Here is a 21,584-nt window from a genome sequence, read left to right on the forward strand (position 1 = left end):
GGGGATGGGGAATGGGGGATGGGGAAGAGCGCAACAACCTGTATCGCATTTCCCATCACCCATTCCCCTTTCCCGGTTTTTTCGGCCGCTGCCAGCCGGGAAGGGTTTGTTGCTTGACGCGGGAAAGGGTGAGCTCCCCCGCCGGGGCATCCCGGGTGAGGGTGGTGCCCGCCCCCAGGGTGGCGCCCCTGCCCACGATCACCGGCGCCACCAGCTGGGTGTCGGAGCCGATGAAGGCCTCGTCCTCGATGATGGTGCGGTGCTTGTTGGCGCCGTCGTAGTTGCAGGTGATGGTGCCGGCGCCGATGTTCACCTTGCGGCCCACGGTGGCATCGCCCACGTAGGACAGGTGATTGATCTTGCTGTTGAAGCCCACCTGGGCGTTCTTGAGTTCGACGAAGTTGCCCACGTGGACTTCCTCCGCCAGCTCCGTCCCCGGGCGGATGCGCGCATAGGGGCCGATGAGGGCCCGGGCCCCCAGTTTGGCGGACTCCATATGGCAGAAGGGCTTGATCTCCACGCCGGGGCCCACGTCCACGTCCTTGAGCACGCAGTTAGCGCCCACTTTCGCGCCATCCCCCAGAGTTACTAGGCCTTCAAACACACAGTTGACGTCGATGAGTACGTCCCGGCCGCATACCAGGCTGCCCCGCACGTCCAGGCGGGCGGGGTCGATGAGGGTGACGCCCTGGGTCATGAGGGCCTCGGCGATGTTGCGCTGGTGGGTGCGCTCCAATTCCGCCAGCTGCTGGCGGCTGTTGATGCCCAGCACTTCCCACTCGGCGGCGGGATGGCAGGGGATGACGTTCTCACCTTCGGCGGCGGCCATGCCGATGACATCCGTGAGGTAGTACTCCCCCTGGGCGTTCTGGTTGGTGAGCCTGGCCAGCCAGCCGGCCAGCTTGCCGGCGGGCAGGGCCAGGATGCCGGTGTTCACCTCGTTGATGGCCAGTTCTTCCGGGCTGGCGTCCTTATGCTCCACGATGCGTTCCACCTGGCCCCGGGCATTGCGCACGATGCGGCCGTATCCCGCCGGGTTGCTCAGGCGAACGGTGAGCAGGGCGATGGCGCCGCCCCGGGCGATCATCACCATCTCCCGCAATGTCTCGGGCCGGGTGAGGGGCACGTCGCCGTAGAGGATGAGGGCGTTGGCCTCCGGGTTCAGGTGGGGAACGGCCTGCTGCACGGCATGGCCGGTGCCCAGTTGGGGTTCCTGCCGCGCCCAGGCCAGCTCGAGGTCCGGAAAAAGCGGGCCGATGGCCTGGGGCAGGGTTTCGCCACCGTGGCCGTAGACCACGCAGATGCGTTCCGGTGCCAGGCTGTCGGCGGCGGACAGCACGTGGGAGAGTAGGGGCTTGCCTGCCAGGGGATGCAGGACTTTGGGCAGGTCGGACTTCATCCGCGTGCCCTTGCCGGCGGCGAGGATGATGACGTTGAGAGGTGCGGTCATGGCGGCGGCACGAGGGGCGGTTGTTTGCGGCGTAAGTATAAGAGCCTTCGGGGCCGTGATGCAGTGCCGTAAAAGAAAACGGCAGCCTTTTGGCTGCCGTTTTCCGGTGTGTTTGCCGGGATCAGTGCTTGATCTTTCGCAGTTTCTGGATGGCGGCCAGCTGGGCCACGGCCTCGGCCAGCTCGGCCTGGGCACGGGCGTAGTCCATGGCGGCGCCGCGGTCCTTCATGGCTTCCTCGGCCATGCGCTTGGCGTCCAGGGCCCTGGCCTCGTCCAGATCCGCGCCGCGGATGGCGGTGTCGGACAGGATGGTGATGACGCCGGGCTGCACTTCAAGCATGCCGCTGGACACGTAGATCACGTCCTCTTCAGCCTTGTCCGGCTGCTTGATGCGCACGGAACCGGGCTTCAGGCGGGAAAGCAGGGGGGTGTGGCGGGGATAGATGCCCACCTCGCCCATTTCCGCCGGCACGATCACGTACTCGGCCAGGCCGGAGTAGATGGCGGCCTCGGCGCTGACGATGTCGACATGAATGGTCATGGCCATGGTGTTAATCCTGTGAAACGTGAAACGTGAAATGTGGGGGGTGGCTCCAGGGTATTTACCCTTTCACTTTTCACACTTCACATTTCACTAGGTTTACTGAAGCGTCTTGGCCTTTTCCACGGCCTCGTCGATGGTGCCCACCATGTAGAAGGCCTGCTCGGGCAGGTGGTCGTATTCGCCGGCGACGATGGCCTTGAATGCGGAGATGGTGTCCTTGAGGGACACGTACTTGCCCTGGGCGCCGGTAAAGGCCTCTGCCACGAAGAAGGGCTGGGACAGGTAGCGCTGGATCTTGCGGGCACGGGCCACGGCCAGCTTGTCCTCGGGAGAAAGTTCGTCCATGCCCAGGATGGCGATGATGTCGCGCAGTTCCTTGTAACGCTGCAGGGTGGCCTGCACGGAACGGGCCACGCCATAGTGCTCCTCGCCCACCACCAGGGGGTCCAGGATCCGGGATGTGGAATCCAGGGGGTCCACGGCGGGGTAGATGCCAAGTTCGGCCACCTGTCGGGACAGCACCAGGGTGGCGTCCAGGTGGGCGAAGGTGGTGGCCGGAGACGGATCGGTCAGGTCGTCGGCGGGCACGTACACGGCCTGGAAGGAGGTGATGGAGCCGGTGCGGGTGGAGGTGATGCGTTCCTGCAGGGCGCCCATCTCGGAGGCCAGGGTGGGCTGGTAACCCACGGCGGAGGGCATGCGGCCCAGCAGGGCGGACACTTCGGTACCGGCCAGGGTGTAGCGGTAGATGTTGTCCACGAAGAACAGCACGTCGCGGCCTTCGTCACGAAAGTACTCGGCCATGGTCAGGCCGGTCAGGGCCACGCGCAGACGGTTGCCCGGGGGCTCGTTCATCTGGCCGTAGACCAGGGACACCTTGTCCAGCACGCCGCCTTCCTTCATCTCGTGGTAGAAGTCGTTGCCCTCGCGGGTACGCTCGCCCACGCCGGCGAACACGGAGAATCCGCTGTGTTCCACGGCAATGTTGCGGATGAGTTCCATCAGGGTCACGGTCTTGCCCACGCCGGCGCCGCCGAACAGGCCCACCTTGCCGCCCTTGGCGATGGGCATTACCAGGTCGATCACCTTGATGCCGGTCTCCAGGATCTCCACCGAGGCGGCCTGGTCGGCATAGGCCGGGGCCTTGCGGTGGATGGGCATGCGTGTCTCGGCTTCCACGGGGCCGGCCTCGTCCACGGGATCGCCCAGCACGTCCATGATGCGGCCCAGGGTGGCCTGGCCCACGGGCACGGAGATGGGGCTGCCGCTGTTCTTCACCGCGGCGCCGCGACGCAGGCCGTCGGTGGACCCCATGGCGATGGTGCGCACCACGCCGTCACCCAGCTGCTGCTGCACCTCGAAGGTGAGCTTGGGCTCGTCCATGGTGATGGCGTCGTAGACCCTGGGCATGGACCCGCGGGGGAACTCCATGTCCACCACCGCACCGATGATCTGAACGATTTTTCCTTCGGTCATGGTTGTTTCCTAGTCTCTGATATCGAATTCGTTGCGTGGAGACTCACACGGCGGCGGCGCCGGCGACGATCTCGCTAATCTCTTGGGTGATGGCGGCCTGGCGGGTCTTGTTGTAGACCAGCTTCAGCTCGCCGATGACGTTCTTGGCGTTGTCGGAGGCCGCTTTCATGGCCACCATGCGGGCGGACTGCTCGCAGGCCATGTTCTCGGCCACGGCCTGGTAGATCAGGGCCTCGATGTAGCGCACCATGAGGCTGTCCACCACGGACTTGGCCTCGGGCTCGTAGATGTAGTCCCAATGGTGCTCTGCCTTCTCCATGGCCTCCTCGCCCGACAGGGGCACCAGCTGCTTGAAGGCGGGCTCCTGCTTCATGGTGGAGACGAAGCGGCTGTAGATCAGGTACAGGGCGTCGATGCGGCCTTCCTTGTAGGCGTCCAGCATCACCTGCACGGGGCCGATGAGGCGTTCCATGTGGGGGGTGTCACCCAGCCCGGTGACTTGGGAGGCGATGTTGGCACCCAGGCGCTGCACGAAGCCGAAACCCTTGTTGCCCACGACGCATACGTCCGCTTCCACCTTCTGCTCGTCCCAGGCCTTGAGTTTGCCCAAGGCCAGGCGCAGGGCGTTGGTGTTGAGGCCGCCGCAGAGGCCCTTGTCGGTGGTCACCAGGATGAGGCCCACGCGCTTGACTTGTTCCCGGGGCACCACGAAGGGGTGCCTGTACTCGGGATGGGCCTGGCTGAAGTGGGCCGCCATGCGGGCGATCTTCTCGGCATAGGGCCGCGCATGCTTCATGCGCTCCTGGGCCTTGCGCATCTTGGCGGCGGCAACCATCTCCATGGCGCGGGTGATCTTGCGCGTGTTTTCAACGCTCTTGATCTTGGTGCGGATTTCTTTTCCGGCGGCCATCGTTCAGTCCTGATCAGTAGGCGGCGGAGGCCTTGAAGTCCTCGATGGCGGCGGAGAGCTGCTTCTCGGCCTCGCCGTCCAGGTCGCCGGTGCCCTGGATCTTTTCCATCATGGCGGCGTACTTGCCCTTGATGAAGGATTGCAGGGCGGCCTCGAAGGCCAGGGCGCGCTTCACATCCACGTCATCCATGTAGCCACGGTTGACGGCGAACAGGGTCACGGCCATCTCCGCCACGTTCATGGGGGTGTACTGGAACTGCTTCATCAGTTCCGTAACCATCTTGCCGCGTTCCAGCTGCTTGCGGGTGGCTTCGTCCAGGTCGGAGGCGAACTGGGCGAAGGCGGCCAGCTCGCGGTACTGGGCCAGGGCCAGGCGGATACCGCCGCCCAGCTTCTTGATGACCTTGGTCTGGGCCGCGCCGCCGACGCGGGACACGGACAGGCCGGCGTTGATGGCGGGTCGGATGCCGGCGTTGAACAGGTCGGATTCCAGGAAGATCTGGCCGTCGGTGATGGAGATCACGTTGGTGGGCACGAAGGCGGACACGTCGCCGGCCTGGGTCTCGATGATGGGCAGGGCGGTGAGGGAACCGGTCTGGCCCTTCACGGCGCCGTTGGTCAGCTTCTCCACGTAGTCGGCATTCACGCGGGCGGAGCGCTCCAGCAGGCGGGAGTGCAGATAGAACACGTCGCCGGGGTAGGCCTCGCGGCCCGGGGGACGGCGCAGAAGCAGGGAAATCTGACGGTAGGCCCAGGCCTGCTTGGTCAAGTCGTCATAGACGATCAGGGCGTCGCGGCCGGTGTCGCGGAAGTACTCGCCCATGGTGCAGCCGGCGTAGGGGGCGATGAACTGCATGGCGGCCGGGTCGGAGGAGGTGGCGGCCACGACGATGGTGTGGTCCATGGCGCCGTGTTCTTCCAGCTTGCGCACCACGTTGGCTATGGAGGAGGCCTTCTGGCCCACCGCCACGTAGATGCACAGGATGCCGGTGCCCTTCTGGTTGATGATGGTGTCGATGGCCACGGCGGTCTTGCCGGTCTGGCGGTCGCCGATGATCAATTCCCGCTGGCCGCGGCCGATGGGCACCATGGCGTCCACGGACTTGAGGCCGGTCTGCATGGGTTGGGCCACGGACTGGCGGGCGATGACGCCGGGGGCGATCTTCTCGATGGGAGAGGTCTCCCTGGTGGCGGCGGGGCCCTTGCCGTCGATGGGCTGACCCAGGGCGTTCACCACGCGGCCCAGCAGGGCTTCGCCCACTGGCACTTCCAGGATGCGGCCGGTGCACTTGACCGTGTCACCTTCGGAGATATGTTCGTATTCGCCCAGCACCACGGCGCCCACGGAGTCCCGCTCCAGGTTAAGGGCCATGCCCATGGTGTTGCCGGGGAATTCCAGCATTTCGCCCTGCATCACATCGGCCAGGCCGTGGACACGGACGATGCCGTCGGTGACGGAGACCACGGTCCCCTGGGTGCGCAGCTCGGAGCCGGACTCCATGTTCTGGATCCGGTTCTTGATCAGCTCGCTGATTTCTGACGGGTTGAGTTGCATAGCTACTCCGATTCTCTATTCAAGCCTTCAGGGTGACGCCGAGGGCCTCGAGCCCACCGCGCACCGACGCGTCCATCACTTCGTCGCCCACCTGGATTATCACGCCGCCGACGAGTTCGGCGTCCGTGGACTGGGTGGCCTTGATCTTGCGTCCAAATTTGATTTCCAGTTTCTCCACCAGACCTGCCATCTGGGCCGCAGTCAGCTCGTAGGCACTGGTGACGTGGGCATTGAGCTCGCCTTCCTGGGCCGCCTTCAGGGCCTGGAACTGGGCGGCGATCTCACTTGCCAGGACCAGCCGCTTGTTCTCGGCCAGGAGTCGCACCAGGTTGCCGCCATCGGCGCCCAGTTGCTCGCCGCACACGGCCAGCACCACATCGGCCACCCGGTCGCTGTCCACGGCGGGATTGCCGGCCAGGGCCTGGATTTGCTCGTCGCCTGCCACAGCGGTCAGCAAGGTCAGGCGCTCTGACCAGGGGCCCCAGGCATTGGCTTCGGCCGCCAGCTTGGCGAGGGCCTCGGCGTAGGGTCGGGCTAGGGTCGCGCGTTCCATGTCTCTTCAGGCCCCGCTCACAGCTCGTTCTTGATGGCTTCCAGCAGGTCCGCATGGGCCTGGGGGTTCACCTCGCGGCGCAGGATCCTGCCGGCGCCAGCCACCACCAGGGCAGCGACGTCACCACGCAGGGCTTCCCGTGCACGGTGGCTTTCCTGCTCGATCTCGGCCTTGGCGGCGGCGATCATGCGTTCGCCTTCTTCCTTGGCGTCGTTCTTGGCCTCCTCGATCATCTGGGTGGCCCGCTTCTCTGCCTGGGCGATGATCTCGGCGGATTTCTGCTTGGCTTCATGCAGGCTCTCGCTGGCACGCTTGGCGGCCAGTTCCAGCTCATGCTTGCCACGGTCGGCGGCGGCCAGGCCATCGGCGATCTGCTTCTTGCGGGCTTCCAGCGCATTGACGATGGGCGGCCACACAAACTTCATGCAGAACCACACGAAGACAGCAAAAGTGATGGACTGCCCGATCAGGGTCAAATTCATGTTCATGACCGGTCCTCTCGCAGGTTGATGCTAGTGCGCAATGAAGCGCGGATTAGGCGGCAACCGCGAAGAGTACGTACATGGCCAGACCCACGGCGATCATCGGCACGGCGTCGACCAGACCCATTACGATGAAGAACTGGGTACGCAGCATGGGGATCAGTTCGGGCTGGCGTGCGGCGCCTTCCAGGAAACGGCCACCAAGGATGCCGATGCCCACGGAAGCACCCAGGGCACCCAGACCCATCATGATGGCGCCGGCGATGAACAACAGAGCTTGAACTTCAGTCATGGTTTTCTCCTAGAGACAATTCAAATTCAGAAATCGAAAATCAATGGTGTTCCTGATGCGCCATGTCCAGATAGACGATGGTCAGCGTCATGAAGATAAAAGCCTGCAGGGTGATGATCAGTATGTGGAACACGGCCCACGCCCATTGCAGCACACCGCCCGTCAGCGCCAGCACGGCACCGCCGGAGAACATGATGGCGATCAGGATGAAGATCATCTCGCCGGCATACATGTTGCCGAAGAGTCGCAAGGCCAGGGAGACGGGCTTGGCGATGAGGTTGACGCCTTCCAGCAGCAGGTTGGCGGGCATGCCCCACTTACCGAAGGGCTGCAGGGTGAGCTCGCCCAGGAAGCCGCCCACGCCCTTCATCTTGACGCTGTAGTAAAGCACCAGGGCGAACACGGTGAGGGACATGCCGAAGGTGGCGTTGGGGTCGGTGGAGGCCACCACTTTCATATAGGGAAGGCCCAGGGCGCCAGCCAGGCCAGGCAGCCAGTCGATGGGCAGCAGGTCCATCAGGTTCATCAGGAAGATCCAGATGAAGATGGTCAGGGCCAGGGGAGCCACCATGGGATTACGGGCAGTGAAGGAACCCTTCACGCTGGAATCCACGAATTCCACCACCCACTCCACGAAATTCTGCAGTCCGCCGGGAATGCCGGTCACCGCGGTTTTCGCGGCCATGCGGAAGAAGAAGAGAAAGAGGGCACCCAAAATGATGGAGAAACCCATGGTGTCCAGGTTGATGCCCATGAAGCCCATGTCCTTGGCTTCCTGCGGGGAATGAGCCAGGGTCCAGGTGGATTGCTGGAGGACTTCGCCATCGGCGCGCTGATAACCAGCGGGCAACTGACCATAGGTCAGGTTCTGCAGGTGGTGCTTGATGTATTCCGTCGAGGAGTGCGCTTCCGCGGACATAGCTCGTAACCTGTTATTCAGTTTTCAGGGCGGCCAACGCGATTACCCACGCCAGCTGCCCCACCACAAACCCAATCAAGACGGCCAACGGCTGGAAACCAGGCTCCAAGAGGCCGTAGGCGAATCCCGCCGCCAACAACATCACGACAACAAAAAACCGTTCCATCAAGGAACGGTGGAAACTGCCCAGGTGCTTCCTGCCATCACAGTGGAAGTCCCGCAAGCCCCTGTGCCAACGCCAAGTCAACAGCCCTGCATTCGCCATCGCGATCATGCCACCGTACAACACCGGCCAGAACCGCAAGCCCCAGATCCACCAGCCCGCCAGCGCGCCAAGCACGACGACTACGCCCTGGACCGACAAGGCTAAAAACATTAGCGGATAATTATATTTCAATTAGAGAGGCTAATGCAATCATCAAAGGCTTTGATGAATTAGGCCTATTGACAGCAGGTCTTCAATTGATCCGGCCCAGTATGCCGTCCAGTTGTTCCAGATCTGTGAACTCGATGGTCAGTCGGCCGGAGCCCTTGCGGTTGGCGCTGATATGCACGCTGGCCGCCAGTCGCTCCGACAATTCCTCTTCCAGGCGGACCACGTCCCGGTCCCGCTGCACCGGCGCGCTGGCGGCAGGCTTCAGCATGCGGGTGGCCAGGCGTTCCGCTTCCCGCACGGACAGGCCACGTCTGGCTATTTCGTGGGCGGCGTCCACCTGCTTGGCGTGGGTCAGGGGGAGAAGGGCGCGGGCGTGACCCATGTCCAGGTCGCCCCCCATGAGCAGGGACTGGACCGGCTTGGCCAGTTGCAGCAGGCGCAGCAGGTTGGTTACCGCCACCCGGGATCGCCCAACGGACTCGGCGGCGGTCTGGTGGGTCATGCTGAATTCCTGGATGAGGCGGTGCAACCCCTGGGCTTCTTCCAGGGGGTTCAGGTTCTCCCGCTGGATGTTCTCTATCAGGGCCATCTTAAGGGCTGCTTCGTCCGGCACTTCGCGCACCAGGACTGACACCTGCTTCAACCCCGCGAGCTGGCTGGCCCGCCAGCGCCTTTCACCGGCGATGATCTCGTAGCGACCCCCGGGAATGGCCCGGGCCAGGATCGGCTGCATCAGTCCCTGGGAGCGGATGGATTCAGCCAGTTCCGCCAGGGCCTCGGTGTCCATGCGGGTGCGGGGCTGGTACTTGCCCGGCACAAGGCTTTCCACGGGCAGGGTCAGCAGGCGCTCGCCCTCGGCGGTTTCGCCTTCGCCCAACAGGGCATCCAGACCGCGCCCCAATCCCTTCAACTTAGCCATGCCGGTTCCCTCCTGCTGTTGCTTCCTGTTTCTCGATCAATTCCTGGGCCATCTGCAGATAGGCCTGGGCGCCTTTTGAGCCCTTGTCATAGTGCAACGCGGACAAGCCGTGGCTGGGGGCCTCTGCCAGGCGCACGTTGCGGGGCACCACGGTGTCGAACACCTTGGCGCCGAAGTGGGCCTTGAGCTGGTCCGACACGTGCTGGGCCAGGGTGTTGCGATTGTCGAACATCACCCGCACCACGCCATCGATGACCAGGCTCGGATTCAGGCGGGTCTTGATCTTCTTCACCGTGTTTACCAGGTCCGCCAGGCCCTCGATGGCGAAATACTCGCACTGCATGGGGATGATGACCGCATGGGCGGCTGACAGGGCATTCACCGTCAGCAGATTGAGGGCGGGGGGACAGTCGATGAGGATGAAGTCATACTGTGGCGACTCCTGTTCCAGGGCCTGCCTGAGGCGGAATTCCCGCTCGTCCGCCTGGACCAGTTCCACCTCCGCACCGGCCATATCCCGGTTGGCGGGCAGCACATCGTAGTCTCCCGTGGCGGATTTCACGCGCACCTTGGCGAAGGAGGCTTCCCGCAGCAGCAGGTGATAGACCGTAAAGGCCAGCTTCTGCTTGTCCACGCCGCTGCCGGTGGTGGCATTTCCCTGGGGGTCCATGTCGATGAGCAGGACTCGCTTGCCCAGATGGGCCAGGGAGGCCGCCAGGTTAACAGCCGAAGTGGTCTTTCCCACCCCGCCTTTCTGATTGGTGACCGCCAGGATGCGCGTCATGTTCATTCCGCTTCCATAACAATGAGGTGTCGATCCGCTTCCAGGCCCGGCACGTGCAGCCTGGTATCCCGCTTCAAGCGGGCGCCCTTGAGATGCGCGATTTCCTCGTTGGGGTAGAGGCCCTTCATGGCCAGCCACTCGCCGCCGGGCGCCAACAGGTGCCGGGTCAGGGCCACGAACTCCCGCAGCTCGCTGAAGGCCCTGGACACGATCTGGGGAAACTGCCCCTCCCGGCGAAACGCCTCCACCCGGGCATGCTCCACGCGCACCTGGGGCAACTTCAGTTCAATGGCGGCCTGTTGCATGAAGCTGCATTTCTTCTGGCTGGTGTCCAGCAGGGTCACCTCCAGATCCGGCCTGGCGATGGCCAGGGGAATGCCCGGCAAGCCGCCACCGCTGCCCACGTCCAGCAGGGGGCCCGGACCGATGTGGGGCAGCACGGCCAGGCTGTCGAGGAGATGGTGGGTCAGCATGCGCTCGGGGTCATGGATGGCGGTAAGGTTGTAGGTGCGGTTCCATTTTTCCAGCAGGGCCATGTAATCCAGCAGAGCCACTTCTTGCCCGGGGTCCAGGGACAGGCCCATGGCGGCGATGGCCTCGGTCAGGTGTCCGGCCAGGTGCATCATGCCGCGGTCTTCTTCATGGCGCTTTTCTGCATCAGTTCGCCCCGTTTCAGGTAAACCATGAGCACGGATACGGCCGCCGGCGTCACACCGGAGACCCGGGAGGCCTGCCCCAGGGTGGCCGGCCGGGCCGCATTCAGCTTTTGCCGTACCTCGATGGACAGACTACCCAGGGACATGTAGTCGAAATCCTCGGGCAAAGGCTGATCTTCCAGGGCCCGTTGCCGTTCCACCTCTTCCTGCTGGCGGGCTACATAGCCGGCATACTTGGCGGCGATCTCCACCTGTTCCCGGGCCTCCTCGTCCTCCAGACCGGGACTGCCGCCGGGCAGGGTGACGACATCCGCATAATCCACTTCCGGTCGGCGCAGTAGTTCGAACAGGTTGTATTCCCGCTCGATGGCCTTGCCCAGCACAGCTTCAGCCTGTTCCGGCGGCAAGAGCGACGGATTGATCCAGGTGGACTTGAGGCGCTGGGTTTCCAGCGCCACCGCCTCCTGTTTTCTCTGGAAACGGGCCCAGCGCCCGTCGTCCACCAGGCCCAGCTCCCGGCCCTTTTCAGTGAGGCGGGCATCGGCGTTGTCCTCCCGCAGCGACAGCCGATACTCCGCCCGGCTGGTGAACATGCGGTAGGGCTCCAGCACGCCCCGGGCGGTGAGGTCGTCCACCATGACGCCCAGGTAGGCCTGGTCCCGGCGGGGCCACCAGGCATCCTTATCCTCAACGAAGAGGCCCGCGTTCAGACCCGCAAGCAGGCCCTGGGCCGCGGCCTCCTCGTAGCCCGTGGTGCCGTTGATCTGGCCGGCGAAGAACAAGCCCTGGATGGCCTTGGTCTCCAGGCTGGGTTTCAGGCCCCGGGGGTCGTAGTAGTCGTATTCGATGGCGTAGCCGGGCCGCAGGATATGGGCCTGCTCCAGGCCCCGGATGGATCGCACCAGGTCCAGCTGAACGTCGAAGGGCAGACTGGTGGAGATGCCGTTGGGATAGATCTCGTGGGTATGCAGGCCCTCCGGCTCCAGGAAAACGTTGTGGCTGGCCTTGTCGGCGAAACGGTGGATCTTGTCTTCGATGGAGGGGCAATAACGGGGGCCCACGCCTTCAATCACGCCAGTGTACAGGGGCGATCGGTCCAGTCCAGCCAGGATGATCTCGTGGGTCCGTGCATTGGTCTGGGCGATCCAGCAGGGTAGCTGGCGGGGGTGCATGTCCCGCCGGCCCATGAACGAAAACACCGGCGCGGGGTCGTCGCCGGGCTGCTCCGTCATCACCGTGTAATCGATGCTGCGGCCGTCGATGCGGGGCGGCGTGCCGGTCTTGAGCCGGCCTACGGGCAGGTTCAGCTCCCGCAGCCTGGAAGCAAGCGATACGGAAGGCGGATCACCCATGCGTCCGGCCTGGAAGTTTTCCAGGCCCACATGGATCAGGCCAGCCAGGAAGGTGCCCGTGGTCAGCACCACGGACCTTGCCCTGAAGGTGATGCCCAGCTGGGTGCGCACCCCGGCCACGGCATCCCCCTCCAGGACCAGGTCATCCACGGCCTGCTGGAACAAGGTGAGGTTGGGTTGGTTCTCCAGGCGGCCGCGGATGGCCTGCTTGTAGAGTGCCCGGTCCGCCTGGGCCCGGGTGGCACGCACCGCCGGCCCCTTGGAGGCATTGAGGATGCGGAACTGGATGCCTGCCTCGTCCGTGGTGAGGGCCATGGCTCCGCCCAGGGCGTCCACCTCCTTCACCAGATGCCCCTTGCCGATCCCGCCAATGGATGGATTGCAGGACATGGCTCCCAGGGTCTCGATGTTGTGGGTGAGCAGCAGGGTCCTGAGGCCCATGCGCGCGGGCGCCAGGGCAGCCTCGGTGCCGGCATGGCCACCACCCACCACGATCACATCGAAGACCTCCGGGAAAATCATGAAATTCAGGCCCCAAACAACTTGCCAAGGGGGCGCATTGTAGAACCCCCCGGCGCAGGTTTCACGTGAAACAGGGTAAACGGCCTCTTAACCGGTGTTGCGCATCCCTGCGGCGATGGCGTTGATGGACCTGAGCAGGGGCTCCATCCAGGGACTACCGGCCTGCTCCTCGGCGGGCAGTTCCCGTATCCGGCGCAGCAGGGCAACCTGGATGGAGTTGAGGGGATCCAGGTACTCGTTGCGGCTGGCCAGGGATATGGCCAGGGCTGGGTTCTCCTGCAGCAGGGAGCGGCTATCGGCGGCCGCGAGGATCTCGCTCCTGGCTCGCCCGAACTCCGTGTGAATGAGCTCGAACACCTGCTTTGCCACGGCCTCGTCCTCACACAACTCGGCATACTCCCCGGCGATGCCCAGGTCCGTCTTGGCCAGTGCCATCTGCGCATTGGACAGCAGGGTGCGGAAGAAAGGCCACCCCCGGTACATCACCTGAAGTTTGGCCAGGCGCACCGGGTCCGCATTGCGCCAGGCGGCCAGCGCCGCGCCGATGCCGAACCAGGCAGGGATGGCATGGCGTGACTGGCCCCAGGCGAAGACCCAGGAGATGGCACGCACCGAGCCCTTGGACCGGTCCCCCGCCTTGCGGTGGGAGGGACGGGAGCCGATGTTCATGAGGCCGATCTCGCGCACGGGCGTGGCCTCGTAGAAGTAGTCCAGGAAACCCTCGGTGCGCTCCGTGAGCTGGCGGTAGTGGTCTTCGCCCACCCGGGCGATCTCGTCCATGATGCCCAGATATTCGGCCCGGTCCGGCGCCACGGGCCGCAGCATGTGGGCACTGGCCTTGATCAGGCCGCTGACCCCCATGGTGAGCTCGTAGGTAGCCGTCTCCATGTTGTTGTATTTGTAGAACAGCATCTCGCCCTGCTCGGTGAACTTGATCTCGCCGCGCACCGTGGCGGGGGGCTGGGCCAGGATGGCGTCGTGGGTGGGACCCCCGCCACGGCCGATGGTGCCGCCCCGGCCATGGAACAGGCGGCAGGGAATACCTTCCGCCTCGGACAGGGCGGTGATGCGCTTCTGGGCTTCGTAAAGGCCCCAGGAGGAGGCCAGGATGCCACCATCCTTGCAGGAGTCCGAATACCCCAGCATCACTTCCTGGCCTTCGTGGTAGGCCTCCAGCAGACCCCGGTAGACCGGCAGGCGGAACAGGGTGGCCAGCACCTCTTCCGAGCGATGCAGATCGTCGATGGTCTCGAACAGGGGACTTACACCGAGGTGGCAATACCATCGCCCCATCATGCGCCCCGCCAGACCCGAAAGCGCGGCCAGGAACATCACCTCCAGTATGTGGGAGGCGGAATGGGTCATGGAGATGACGTAACGGCCAAAGCACAGCTTGCCCAGGCTGCGCTGCATCTGGGCGATGACACGCATGACCTTCAGGCACTCCTGGGTATCCGCCGACAGGGACGCGGCGTCCACATGCATGGCCCCGGACTGGGTAATGGCCTCCTGCAGGAGCTGGAGGCGGGCTGCCTCGTCCAGGACGGCGTAGTCAACGCCCCAGCTTTGGCGCAGCACGTCCGCCACCGCCTCGGTGTGGCGCCCTGACTCCTGACGCACGTCCAGTTGCAGCAAGTGAAAGCCGAAGGTACGTACCAGCATGATCAGGTCTTGCAGCTCGCGGTTCGCCACATCCTCGTCGCCATGGCTGCGCAGTGAGTCGCTGACCTGGAGCAGGTCATCCAGGAAGCCTTCCGCACTGTTGTAGCCAGGTGTCTCGTAGCTGATGTCCTGGCCCTCGATTGCCCGCTGTACCAGCTCAAGGTTGCGCATAAGACGATGGCGGACTATGGCCAGCTTGCGACGGTAAGGTTCCTGGGTATAGCGATGGGGCCAGTGCTGGAACGCCGTTCCGTATTCCGCGTTGTCCCCCTCCAGCGTCTCCATGAACTCCGGCGTGGGCTTGCACAGACGCAGGGAATAGGACAACTGCCCCGAGAGCTGCTCCACCCTGTGGATGTATTCCTGGTAGGCCGTTCGGGCCTGCATGCGCCAAGCCAGGGCCGTCACTTCCGCGGTCACCCCCGGGTGGCCGTCCCGGTCGCCGCCGATCCAGGAGCCGAAGCGCAGAAAGGCCGGCGTCTCGATGCTCCTGCCCGCCTCGCCGTAAGTGTCCCGCAGGGCCCTGCGGAAATTCCGGTACACGGCCACCGAGGATTGGAACAGGGACTGGGGAAAATATGACAGTCCCTCCCGGATCTCGTCCCGCACCTCCAGCTTGTTGGTGCGCACCTCGTCGGTCTTCCACAAGACCTGGATCTGGTTGGAGATCTGGGCCAGGGCCTCATCCTTGTACATGCCCGTCACCCGGGGATCGTCCAGGGTTTCCAGGCTCAGGAACAGGTGCCGCAGGGCACCCTTGATCGTGCGGCGCTTGGCCTCGGAGGGATGGGCGGTGATGACCGGCATGAAGCGCAGCTTCGCAAGCAGGGGAGCCAGATCCTCCATTTCCACCCCATCCTCCTTGAGGGCCATGAGGATGTCGTGGAAGGAGCCCTTCCACATATGGCGCCCGCCACGCACTGCCCTGCGCCTTGCGGAGAGCTGGTGGCTTTCTTCTGCCAGGTTCACCAGACCGAAGTAGATGTTGTAGGCCCGGACGATCTGGGAAAGGGACTCGGGAGTGAGCCTGTCGATGCGAGCCATGAGTGACTCACGCTCGGCGGGATCGTCCTCCTGGCGCAGGGCGGAGAAACCCAGGCGCAACGCCTTCAGGGCCGCATAGGTGGAAGGCGCCATCTGCCTTTTCAGCACGCGGTTGAGCAACAGCACCAGTTGGCGAACGCGACGTTGCTGGGCCTTGTCCTGGGGCAGGGCGATCATGCGCGAACCTCTAAAACCATTTCAATCGCCCGAGATTATCCCAACCCCTGCCCAGCCGGGGTATTCGCCTCATGGGTAGGTGGGTATGTGCCGGCGGGTTTCACGTGAAACAACACCGGCGACCACCTATGCGTGGGCGTAGAGCTTGTGATACAGGCCGCCCTGGCGCATCAGGCTGTCGTGGTCTCCTTCCTCGACGATGCGTCCATTTTCGAACACCAGGATACGGTCGGCCTGGCGCACCGCCGAGAGGCGGTGGGCAATGATGAGGGTGGTGCGGCCGGCGAGGAAGGCCGACAACGCGCCATGGAGTCGGCGCTCGGTATCGCTATCCAGCGCCGAGGTGGCCTCGTCCAGGATCACCACCTGGGGCCGCCCCAGCACCATGCGGGCGATGGCCAGGCGCTGGCGTTGCCCTCCGGACAGGCGCACGCCGTTCTTGCCCACCATGCTGTCCAGTTGCTGCGGAAGATCCGCGACGAACCCGTGCAGCTGGGCTATCTCCAGGGCCTGCCACATGTCCTCGTCCGTCACGGGACGGCCCATGGTCAGGTTCTCGCGCACCGTGGCATTGAACAGCACGGGATGCTGCAGCACCACGCCCACGTGATCGCGGATGCGGTCCCAGCCGATGTTCCTCACGTCCTCGCCGCCGTACCGTATGGCCCCCGCGCGCAGGGGATAAAGACCCAGCAAGGCCTGGACCAGTGTGGACTTGCCGCCCCCCGACGCCCCTACCAGGGCGACCTTTTCCCCCGGGGCGATGTCCAGGTCCACGCCGTCCAGCACCGCCTCGCCATCGCCATAGGAGAAGGTGGCCGTTTCCAGCTTCACCCCTACCGTTGCCCGCGACGCGAAGGGATCCTCCAGGGCATGGGTTGCCTCGGCAGGCTTCAGAGCCAGGAGTCCGTTGATGCGGCCCAGGGCCCCGTTGGCGGCGTACCAGGCATACTGGATGTTCAGGATCTCCTGCACCGGCGACATCATGAACCACAGGTAGCTGAACACGGCCAGCATCTCGCCGATGGTCAGGTCGGAAAAAACCACCATGAGCATGGCCACGGCCCGGAAGACGTCGAAGCCGGTGAGAAAGATGAAGAACGACACCCGGTTCATGGCATCCGACTTCCACGCATAGGCCGCAGCATGCTGGCGGATATTCGCGGCCTTGCCGGCCACCCGGGCCAGGTAATGGCGCTCCCTGTTCATGGCCCGGATCTGGTTGAGGGCATCCAGGGTTTCCGTGAGGGCCTCCTGGAACACCTCGAAGGCGGCGTTTTCCCGCTTCTTCAGTTCCTTCACCTTCTTGCCCAGGCGGGAGGAGAAGGCAATGACCAGCGGGTTCAGGAGCAGGATGAACAGGGCCAGCTGCCAATGCATCCATACCAGCACCCCGGCCACCCCCACCAGGGAGAGGGTTGCCACGATGAAACCGGAGATGGACGAACCCAGGAAGCTGTCCACGGCATTCAGGTCCGTGACGAAATGGGACGTGACCCTTCCGGAACCCAGGGTCTCGTACTCGGACAGTGCAATGCCGGAAAGGCGTTGCAGCATGCGGGCGCGGATGCGGTACACCACCTCCTTCGAGATCAGGGAGAAGGTCCTGGTCTGCCAGACATTGAGCAGGATGGAGGCCAGGCGCAGGCCCACCGTCAGCACCAGGGCGATGGATACAAACAGCACGGGTCCATGCCAGGTCTGGGGGAACCAGGGTCCGAAGTAGGCCATGAAGCCGCCGGGACTGTGCAGCAGGACCTCATCCACCAGCACCGGGAGGAACAGCGGCACGGGCACGGCGCAGGCCACCGCCAGCAGGGCGATCAGGTTGCCCTTGACCAGGGTTTTCCTGTGGGGTCCCAACTCCTCCAGGATGTCATGCCAGGTCAGGGTGGATTCGTAAGTCATCGTCGATTTATCGTCACTTCTGTCAATTCTGGGGCTTTTTATTCCTGGCTCCACTGCGGGGTAAATTCCAAGTCATTGAATATTAAGTCAATACATGGTTTGTCCACAGGCATGGCAATTGCAAGTAAAGGTTAAACCATTATTGAGGTTCTCATCATGTGGGACCAGATCAGCCAGCTCAAACCCATGCCTGTCCCGGTGCCTGCGGACAAGTCCCGCTCTGCCATAGAGGCCCGGTTTCCCCATATCGCCCGGGAATTGACAGCCCTTTGGCACACCACCCAGATTTCCCTGTACATGGACAGCCTTCTCATCGACAACCGGGGTGGGCGTCAGGGTTTTCCTGAAGACGTGCTGGACGAACTCATGTTCTTGTCAGGCATGCTCTGGCACATGCATCACATCGGGGTCGTGGAGGATTTCCAGAGGCCTGACGTCTTTTCCTTCGCGGCCACCAACGAGGCCGAGTTCCGCCGTTGTGGCACGTCCGGTTCCTGGATCCTGATTTAGCACTACTTTCCGATACAGAACTGGCCGAAGATCACGCCCAGCAGGTCATCGGCCGTGAATTCTCCGGTGATTTCACCCAGGGCCTCCTGGGCCAGGCGCAGTTCCTCGGCGAAGAACTCCAGTTGTCTGCCTGCTTCCCGAGCACTCCGCAAATGGCCCTGGGCCCGGTTCAGGGCTTCCAGGTGTCGCGCCCGGGCTGTATAGACGCCCTCACCGCTTTGCTGCCAGCCCGCCAGTTCCAGCAGGCGCTGCCGCAGCACATCCATGCCAAGGCCCAGCTTGGCCGACAGCCATATTTCCTGGCCATCGGCGCCCAGCCGCGGGGATTCACCGGTCTGGTCGATCTTGTTATGTACCGTCAGCACGGGAATTTCTGGCAGGCGCGCCAGGATTGCCGCCTCTGCAGCACCCACGCCGTGCTGGGCATCGATCAGCAGCAAGGCCATATCCGCCCTGTCCACCGCCGCCCAGGTGCGCTCGATGCCCAGGCGCTCAACTTTATCCACCGTTTCCCGTAACCCGGCGGTGTCGATGATGTGCAGGGGTACGCCTTCGATCTGGATGGCTTCCCGCAGGGTGTCCCGGGTTGTACCCGCCACGTCGGTGACGATGGCAGCCTCGAAGCCGGCCAGCTGGTTGAGCAGGCTGGACTTGCCCACGTTGGGCTGGCCGACCAGCACCACGTTGAGGCCATCCCTTAGAAGAACGCCCTGTTTGGTGGAAGCGAGTACTGACTTCAACTGCTCCGAAATGGCCTCCAGCCGGCCCCAGGCATCCGCCTGTTCAAGGAAATCGATGTCCTCCTCGGGGAAATCCAGGGTGGCTTCCACCAACATGCGCAACTGCACCAGGGCATCCTTCAGTTCCGTGACGCGGCGGGAAAACTCCCCTTCCAGGGCCCGCAGGGCGGAACGGGCCGCCTGGCGGCTACCGGCATCTATCAAGTCTGCAATGGCCTCGGCCTGGGCCAGGTCCAGCTTGCCGTTGAGGAAGGCCCGGCGGCTGAATTCACCCGGCGCTGCCAGCCGCGCACCTATTTCCAGACAGCGCTCCAGCACCGCCTGGAGCACGACGGGACCGCCGTGGCCCTGGAATTCCAGCACATGCTCGCCGGTGAAGGAGTGGGGGGCGGGGAACCACAGGGCGATGCCGTCATCCAGCACCTCGCCCCGGGCGTCCAGGAACCGGGCACGGTGGGCATGACGGGGCTGGAGGGTGCGGCCCAGCAGGCCCTGCATGAAGGCCTCGGGCTTGGGACCCGACACCCGGACCACACCTATGCCGCCCCTGCCCGGGGCCGTGGCGATGGCGGCGATGGTCTCGGCAGGAGGCAGGGTCATGCCTGGTACGGGCCCGCCGTCCCCGCTTTGTGGTTAGTGCTTACTATCGTTGGCTGCCTTGCCTGCGCTCTCAACCACCTTGTTGATGCGCCATTGCTGCAGGATAGACAGCACGTTGTTCACCAGCCAGTACAACACCAGGCCGGCGGGGAAAAAGATGAACATCACCGAGAAGACGAGGGGCATGGCCATCATCACCTTCTGCTGCACCGGGTCCGGGGATGAAGGCGACAGCTTCACCTGGATGTACGAAGTGATGGCCATGACGATGGGCAACACGTAGTAGGGATCAGGCTTGGACAGGTCGGTGATCCACAAGGCAAAGGGGGCCTGGCGCAGTTCAACGGCACCGAGCAGTGCCCAGTAGAGGGCGATGAACACCGGAATCTGGATGAGGATGGGCAGGCAGCCTCCCAGGGGGTTGATCTTCTCCTCCTGGTAGATCTTCATCATCTGCTCATGCAACTTCTGGCGGTCGTCGCCGTAGCGTTCCTTCAGGTGCTGCAAGCGGGGCGCCAGCTTGCGCATCTTGGCCATGGACTTGTAGCTGGCTGCAGACAGGGGGTAGAAGGCCAGCTTGATGAGCACGGTGAGCAGGATGATGGCCACGCCCCAGTTCTGCACCAGCTTGTGCAGCCAGCTCAGCGCCACGAAGATGGGATAGGCGATGATGGTGAGCCAGCCATAGTCCACCACCAGGTCCAGGCCGGGGGACAGTTCCTTTATCTTCTCCAGTTCCTGGGGGCCAGCGTACAGGCGCATGGAAACGGTCTTCTCTTCCCCCGGATTCACCGTCACAGCCGGCCTGATGACCCCTGCGGTGTACTGGCCATTGTCCAGGGAGCGAGTGTAGAAGGCTCGCTCTGCCTTGTCGGCCGGGTCCGGGCTAAGCCAAGCAGCGAAGAAGTGGTGCTGCACGATGGCCATCCAGCCATCCTTGGCCTGCTTCACATGGTCCTGCTTGCCCTTGGAAATATCCTCGAAGCTGGCCTTCTGGAACTTGCCTTCCTCGGTATAGATGGCCGGACCGGTGTAAGTGTAGATGAAAGCCGATTCGCCTTCTGGCGCATTGCCATGTCGAAGGAACTGGTAGTAGGGCTCACCGGTCACGGGGGCGGCACCGTGGTTGACGATGCGGTTGGCCACATCCACCACGTAGCTGCCCCGGTGGAAGGTATAGGTGCGTTCCACCTGCACGCCGTTGAGGTCGGCCGTTAGGACCACCTTCAGCTCGTTTTGGCCATCCTGGAGCCGGTATTCTCCGGGCGACAGCTTGTACTGGGTCTTGTGCGTGGGTAGCTGGCCGCCAATGAAGCCGGCCTGGGCAAAATAATTGCGCTCAGCACGCTCCTCGAACAGGTGCAGGGGCAGGCTGGCGTTGTCGTCCTGGCGGTAGTGGGTCAGGAGCAGGGAGCGGATGTCACCGCCGTTGGCATCGATATCCGCCGTCAGGAGGTCCGTTACCACCCTGGCACGCTCGCCCCGCTGGGACTGGCCCGCTTCAACCTGGCCGCCTGAACTGGTGCCCAGGGTCTTGCCGGGCACCGTGGGCACGTCATTGGCCTGGCCTTGGACCGCGGGCGCAGCTGCGCTCACTGCCGGCTTGGGATTGTTGTATTCCTGCCAGTTCTCCCACAACAACAGCAGGGAGAAGGAGAGCACGATGAAGGCAATGATGCGCTGGGTATCCATGAATGCTAAACGGTGTCGTTAGGGGCAGACCTGCGGCTCATGACGCAGGTCAGACAAGCGGCAAGGCCGGCGAGAAAATCTTGCCTCAGGACGGTTTCATCCAGGACATTGGCGCCGGAATTCCGCTTGAGGCGGGCAATGATATCCAAACCCGCCAGGTTTTCCTGATTTTGTCGGAACCACTCCCGCAACAAGCGCTTGACGCGGTTGCGAGCCACCGCGGTGGACAGGAGTTTCTTCGGCACGATCATGCCCAAGCGTGGATGTTCAAGCGTATTCGGTCCGGCACTGACATCCAGCAGGCGGCCCCGATGGCTGCAGCGGAAATTAAAAACGGATGAAAAATCATCCGTTATGCGCAGTTTCTTATGCCACCCGAAATGTCTATCCGCCACGTCCAGGCCATGCTGGATTCCGCCGGCACGAGCAGGAAGCCCGTTACATTCCGGCTCGACAGCCAA

20 protein-coding genes are annotated in these 21,584 nt (G+C 63.7%); 1 reads left to right on the forward strand and 19 read right to left on the reverse strand.

The genetic code is table 11. The features are described from left to right. Positions 1-55: 55 nt before the first annotated feature. The 16 genes from glmU to H6935_10765 all read right to left on the reverse strand — a co-directional run bounded on the left by glmU (position 56) and on the right by H6935_10765 (position 17,581). On the reverse strand, positions 56-1,450 hold the full coding sequence (gene glmU / locus H6935_10690; protein ID MCP5278810.1) for a bifunctional UDP-N-acetylglucosamine diphosphorylase/glucosamine-1-phosphate N-acetyltransferase GlmU: 1,395 nt from the start codon (positions 1,448-1,450) through the stop codon (positions 56-58). Between the two features lie 121 nt (positions 1,451-1,571). Next, on the reverse strand, positions 1,572-1,997 hold the full coding sequence (locus tag H6935_10695) for a F0F1 ATP synthase subunit epsilon (protein ID MCP5278811.1): 426 nt from the start codon (positions 1,995-1,997) through the stop codon (positions 1,572-1,574). 93 nt (positions 1,998-2,090) lie between these two features. Beyond that, positions 2,091-3,470, reverse strand: a complete 1,380-nt coding sequence (gene atpD / locus H6935_10700; protein MCP5278812.1) for a F0F1 ATP synthase subunit beta — start codon at positions 3,468-3,470, stop codon at positions 2,091-2,093. A 43-nt stretch (positions 3,471-3,513) separates the two neighbouring features. Then, positions 3,514-4,380, reverse strand: a complete 867-nt coding sequence (atpG, locus tag H6935_10705; protein MCP5278813.1) for a F0F1 ATP synthase subunit gamma — start codon at positions 4,378-4,380, stop codon at positions 3,514-3,516. Positions 4,381-4,393: 13 nt separating this feature from the next. Continuing rightward, positions 4,394-5,935 carry a F0F1 ATP synthase subunit alpha gene (locus tag H6935_10710; protein MCP5278814.1) on the reverse strand — a complete coding sequence of 514 codons (1,542 nt, stop codon included), beginning with the start codon at positions 5,933-5,935 and terminating at the stop codon, positions 4,394-4,396. 19 nt (positions 5,936-5,954) lie between these two features. Beyond that, positions 5,955-6,488, reverse strand: coding sequence for a F0F1 ATP synthase subunit delta (locus H6935_10715; GenBank protein MCP5278815.1), 534 nt, complete (start codon positions 6,486-6,488; stop codon positions 5,955-5,957). Positions 6,489-6,505: 17 nt separating this feature from the next. Beyond that, a complete protein-coding gene (locus tag H6935_10720; GenBank protein MCP5278816.1) occupies positions 6,506-6,976 on the reverse strand; it encodes a F0F1 ATP synthase subunit B in 471 nt (156 codons plus the stop codon). 46 nt (positions 6,977-7,022) lie between these two features. After that, on the reverse strand, positions 7,023-7,262 hold the full coding sequence (gene atpE, locus H6935_10725; GenBank protein MCP5278817.1) for a F0F1 ATP synthase subunit C: 240 nt from the start codon (positions 7,260-7,262) through the stop codon (positions 7,023-7,025). A 40-nt stretch (positions 7,263-7,302) separates the two neighbouring features. Continuing rightward, positions 7,303-8,181, reverse strand: a complete 879-nt coding sequence (gene atpB / locus H6935_10730) for a F0F1 ATP synthase subunit A (protein ID MCP5278818.1) — start codon at positions 8,179-8,181, stop codon at positions 7,303-7,305. Between the two features lie 13 nt (positions 8,182-8,194). Then, positions 8,195-8,557 carry an ATP synthase subunit I gene (locus tag H6935_10735; protein ID MCP5278819.1) on the reverse strand — a complete coding sequence of 121 codons (363 nt, stop codon included), beginning with the start codon at positions 8,555-8,557 and terminating at the stop codon, positions 8,195-8,197. 82 nt (positions 8,558-8,639) lie between these two features. After that, positions 8,640-9,476: a ParB/RepB/Spo0J family partition protein gene (locus H6935_10740; GenBank protein ID MCP5278820.1), complete on the reverse strand. Its 837-nt coding sequence runs from the start codon at positions 9,474-9,476 to the stop codon at positions 8,640-8,642. Next, positions 9,469-10,260, reverse strand: a complete 792-nt coding sequence (locus tag H6935_10745) for a ParA family protein (protein MCP5278821.1) — start codon at positions 10,258-10,260, stop codon at positions 9,469-9,471. The genes H6935_10740 and H6935_10745 overlap by 8 nt, the downstream gene beginning before the upstream one ends. A 2-nt stretch (positions 10,261-10,262) precedes the next feature. Further along, on the reverse strand, positions 10,263-10,883 hold the full coding sequence (gene rsmG / locus H6935_10750; GenBank protein MCP5278822.1) for a 16S rRNA (guanine(527)-N(7))-methyltransferase RsmG: 621 nt from the start codon (positions 10,881-10,883) through the stop codon (positions 10,263-10,265). Next, a complete protein-coding gene (gene mnmG / locus H6935_10755) occupies positions 10,883-12,790 on the reverse strand; it encodes a tRNA uridine-5-carboxymethylaminomethyl(34) synthesis enzyme MnmG (GenBank protein MCP5278823.1) in 1,908 nt (635 codons plus the stop codon). Before mnmG ends, rsmG begins: the two co-directional genes overlap by 1 nt. 87 nt (positions 12,791-12,877) lie before the next feature. Next, positions 12,878-15,673: a phosphoenolpyruvate carboxylase gene (gene ppc / locus H6935_10760; protein MCP5278824.1), complete on the reverse strand. Its 2,796-nt coding sequence runs from the start codon at positions 15,671-15,673 to the stop codon at positions 12,878-12,880. Between the two features lie 126 nt (positions 15,674-15,799). Continuing rightward, positions 15,800-17,581, reverse strand: a complete 1,782-nt coding sequence (locus tag H6935_10765) for an ABC transporter ATP-binding protein (GenBank protein ID MCP5278825.1) — start codon at positions 17,579-17,581, stop codon at positions 15,800-15,802. A 156-nt stretch (positions 17,582-17,737) separates the two neighbouring features. Between H6935_10765 and H6935_10770 the strand changes: the two genes are divergently transcribed. After that, positions 17,738-18,091, forward strand: coding sequence for a hypothetical protein (locus H6935_10770; protein MCP5278826.1), 354 nt, complete (start codon positions 17,738-17,740; stop codon positions 18,089-18,091). A gap of 2 nt (positions 18,092-18,093) precedes the next feature. Here H6935_10770 and mnmE read toward each other — a convergent pair whose 3' ends face one another. Genes mnmE through rnpA form a run of 3 tightly spaced genes read right to left on the reverse strand, consistent with a single transcriptional unit; the run spans position 18,094 to position 21,584 of the window. Then, complete coding sequence (mnmE, locus tag H6935_10775; GenBank protein MCP5278827.1) at positions 18,094-19,431, reverse strand: tRNA uridine-5-carboxymethylaminomethyl(34) synthesis GTPase MnmE; 1,338 nt, start codon at positions 19,429-19,431, stop codon at positions 18,094-18,096. Positions 19,432-19,464: 33 nt separating this feature from the next. Further along, a complete protein-coding gene (gene yidC / locus H6935_10780) occupies positions 19,465-21,123 on the reverse strand; it encodes a membrane protein insertase YidC (GenBank protein MCP5278828.1) in 1,659 nt (552 codons plus the stop codon). A gap of 5 nt (positions 21,124-21,128) precedes the next feature. Then, the gene (gene rnpA, locus H6935_10785) at positions 21,129-21,584 is read right to left on the reverse strand and encodes a ribonuclease P protein component (GenBank protein ID MCP5278829.1); all 456 of its coding nucleotides are present in this window, start codon (positions 21,582-21,584) and stop codon (positions 21,129-21,131) included.

Source organism: Thiobacillus sp., assembly GCA_024235835.1.
Taxonomy (GTDB): domain Bacteria; phylum Pseudomonadota; class Gammaproteobacteria; order Burkholderiales; family Thiobacillaceae; genus PFJX01.

Bases quoted from the DNA above. Each gene is read 5' to 3' on its own strand.
- H6935_10770 (MCP5278826.1), top strand. From the start codon at position 17,738: ATGTGGGACCAGATCAGCCAGCTCAAACCCATGCCTGTCCCGGTGCCT.
- yidC (MCP5278828.1), bottom strand. From the start codon at position 21,123: ATGGATACCCAGCGCATCATTGCCTTCATCGTGCTCTCCTTCTCCCTG.
- H6935_10740 (MCP5278820.1), bottom strand. From the start codon at position 9,476: ATGGCTAAGTTGAAGGGATTGGGGCGCGGTCTGGATGCCCTGTTGGGC.
- atpE (MCP5278817.1), bottom strand. From the start codon at position 7,262: ATGACTGAAGTTCAAGCTCTGTTGTTCATCGCCGGCGCCATCATGATG.
- atpD (MCP5278812.1), bottom strand. From the start codon at position 3,470: ATGACCGAAGGAAAAATCGTTCAGATCATCGGTGCGGTGGTGGACATG.
- H6935_10710 (MCP5278814.1), bottom strand. From the start codon at position 5,935: ATGCAACTCAACCCGTCAGAAATCAGCGAGCTGATCAAGAACCGGATC.
- glmU (MCP5278810.1), bottom strand. From the start codon at position 1,450: ATGACCGCACCTCTCAACGTCATCATCCTCGCCGCCGGCAAGGGCACG.
- H6935_10765 (MCP5278825.1), bottom strand. From the start codon at position 17,581: ATGACTTACGAATCCACCCTGACCTGGCATGACATCCTGGAGGAGTTG.
- H6935_10735 (MCP5278819.1), bottom strand. From the start codon at position 8,557: ATGTTTTTAGCCTTGTCGGTCCAGGGCGTAGTCGTCGTGCTTGGCGCG.
- ppc (MCP5278824.1), bottom strand. From the start codon at position 15,673: ATGATCGCCCTGCCCCAGGACAAGGCCCAGCAACGTCGCGTTCGCCAA.
- atpB (MCP5278818.1), bottom strand. From the start codon at position 8,181: ATGTCCGCGGAAGCGCACTCCTCGACGGAATACATCAAGCACCACCTG.
- H6935_10745 (MCP5278821.1), bottom strand. From the start codon at position 10,260: ATGACGCGCATCCTGGCGGTCACCAATCAGAAAGGCGGGGTGGGAAAG.
- rsmG (MCP5278822.1), bottom strand. From the start codon at position 10,883: ATGCACCTGGCCGGACACCTGACCGAGGCCATCGCCGCCATGGGCCTG.
- H6935_10695 (MCP5278811.1), bottom strand. From the start codon at position 1,997: ATGGCCATGACCATTCATGTCGACATCGTCAGCGCCGAGGCCGCCATC.
- atpG (MCP5278813.1), bottom strand. From the start codon at position 4,380: ATGGCCGCCGGAAAAGAAATCCGCACCAAGATCAAGAGCGTTGAAAAC.
- mnmE (MCP5278827.1), bottom strand. From the start codon at position 19,431: ATGACCCTGCCTCCTGCCGAGACCATCGCCGCCATCGCCACGGCCCCG.
- H6935_10720 (MCP5278816.1), bottom strand. From the start codon at position 6,976: ATGAACATGAATTTGACCCTGATCGGGCAGTCCATCACTTTTGCTGTC.
- H6935_10715 (MCP5278815.1), bottom strand. From the start codon at position 6,488: ATGGAACGCGCGACCCTAGCCCGACCCTACGCCGAGGCCCTCGCCAAG.
- mnmG (MCP5278823.1), bottom strand. From the start codon at position 12,790: ATGATTTTCCCGGAGGTCTTCGATGTGATCGTGGTGGGTGGTGGCCAT.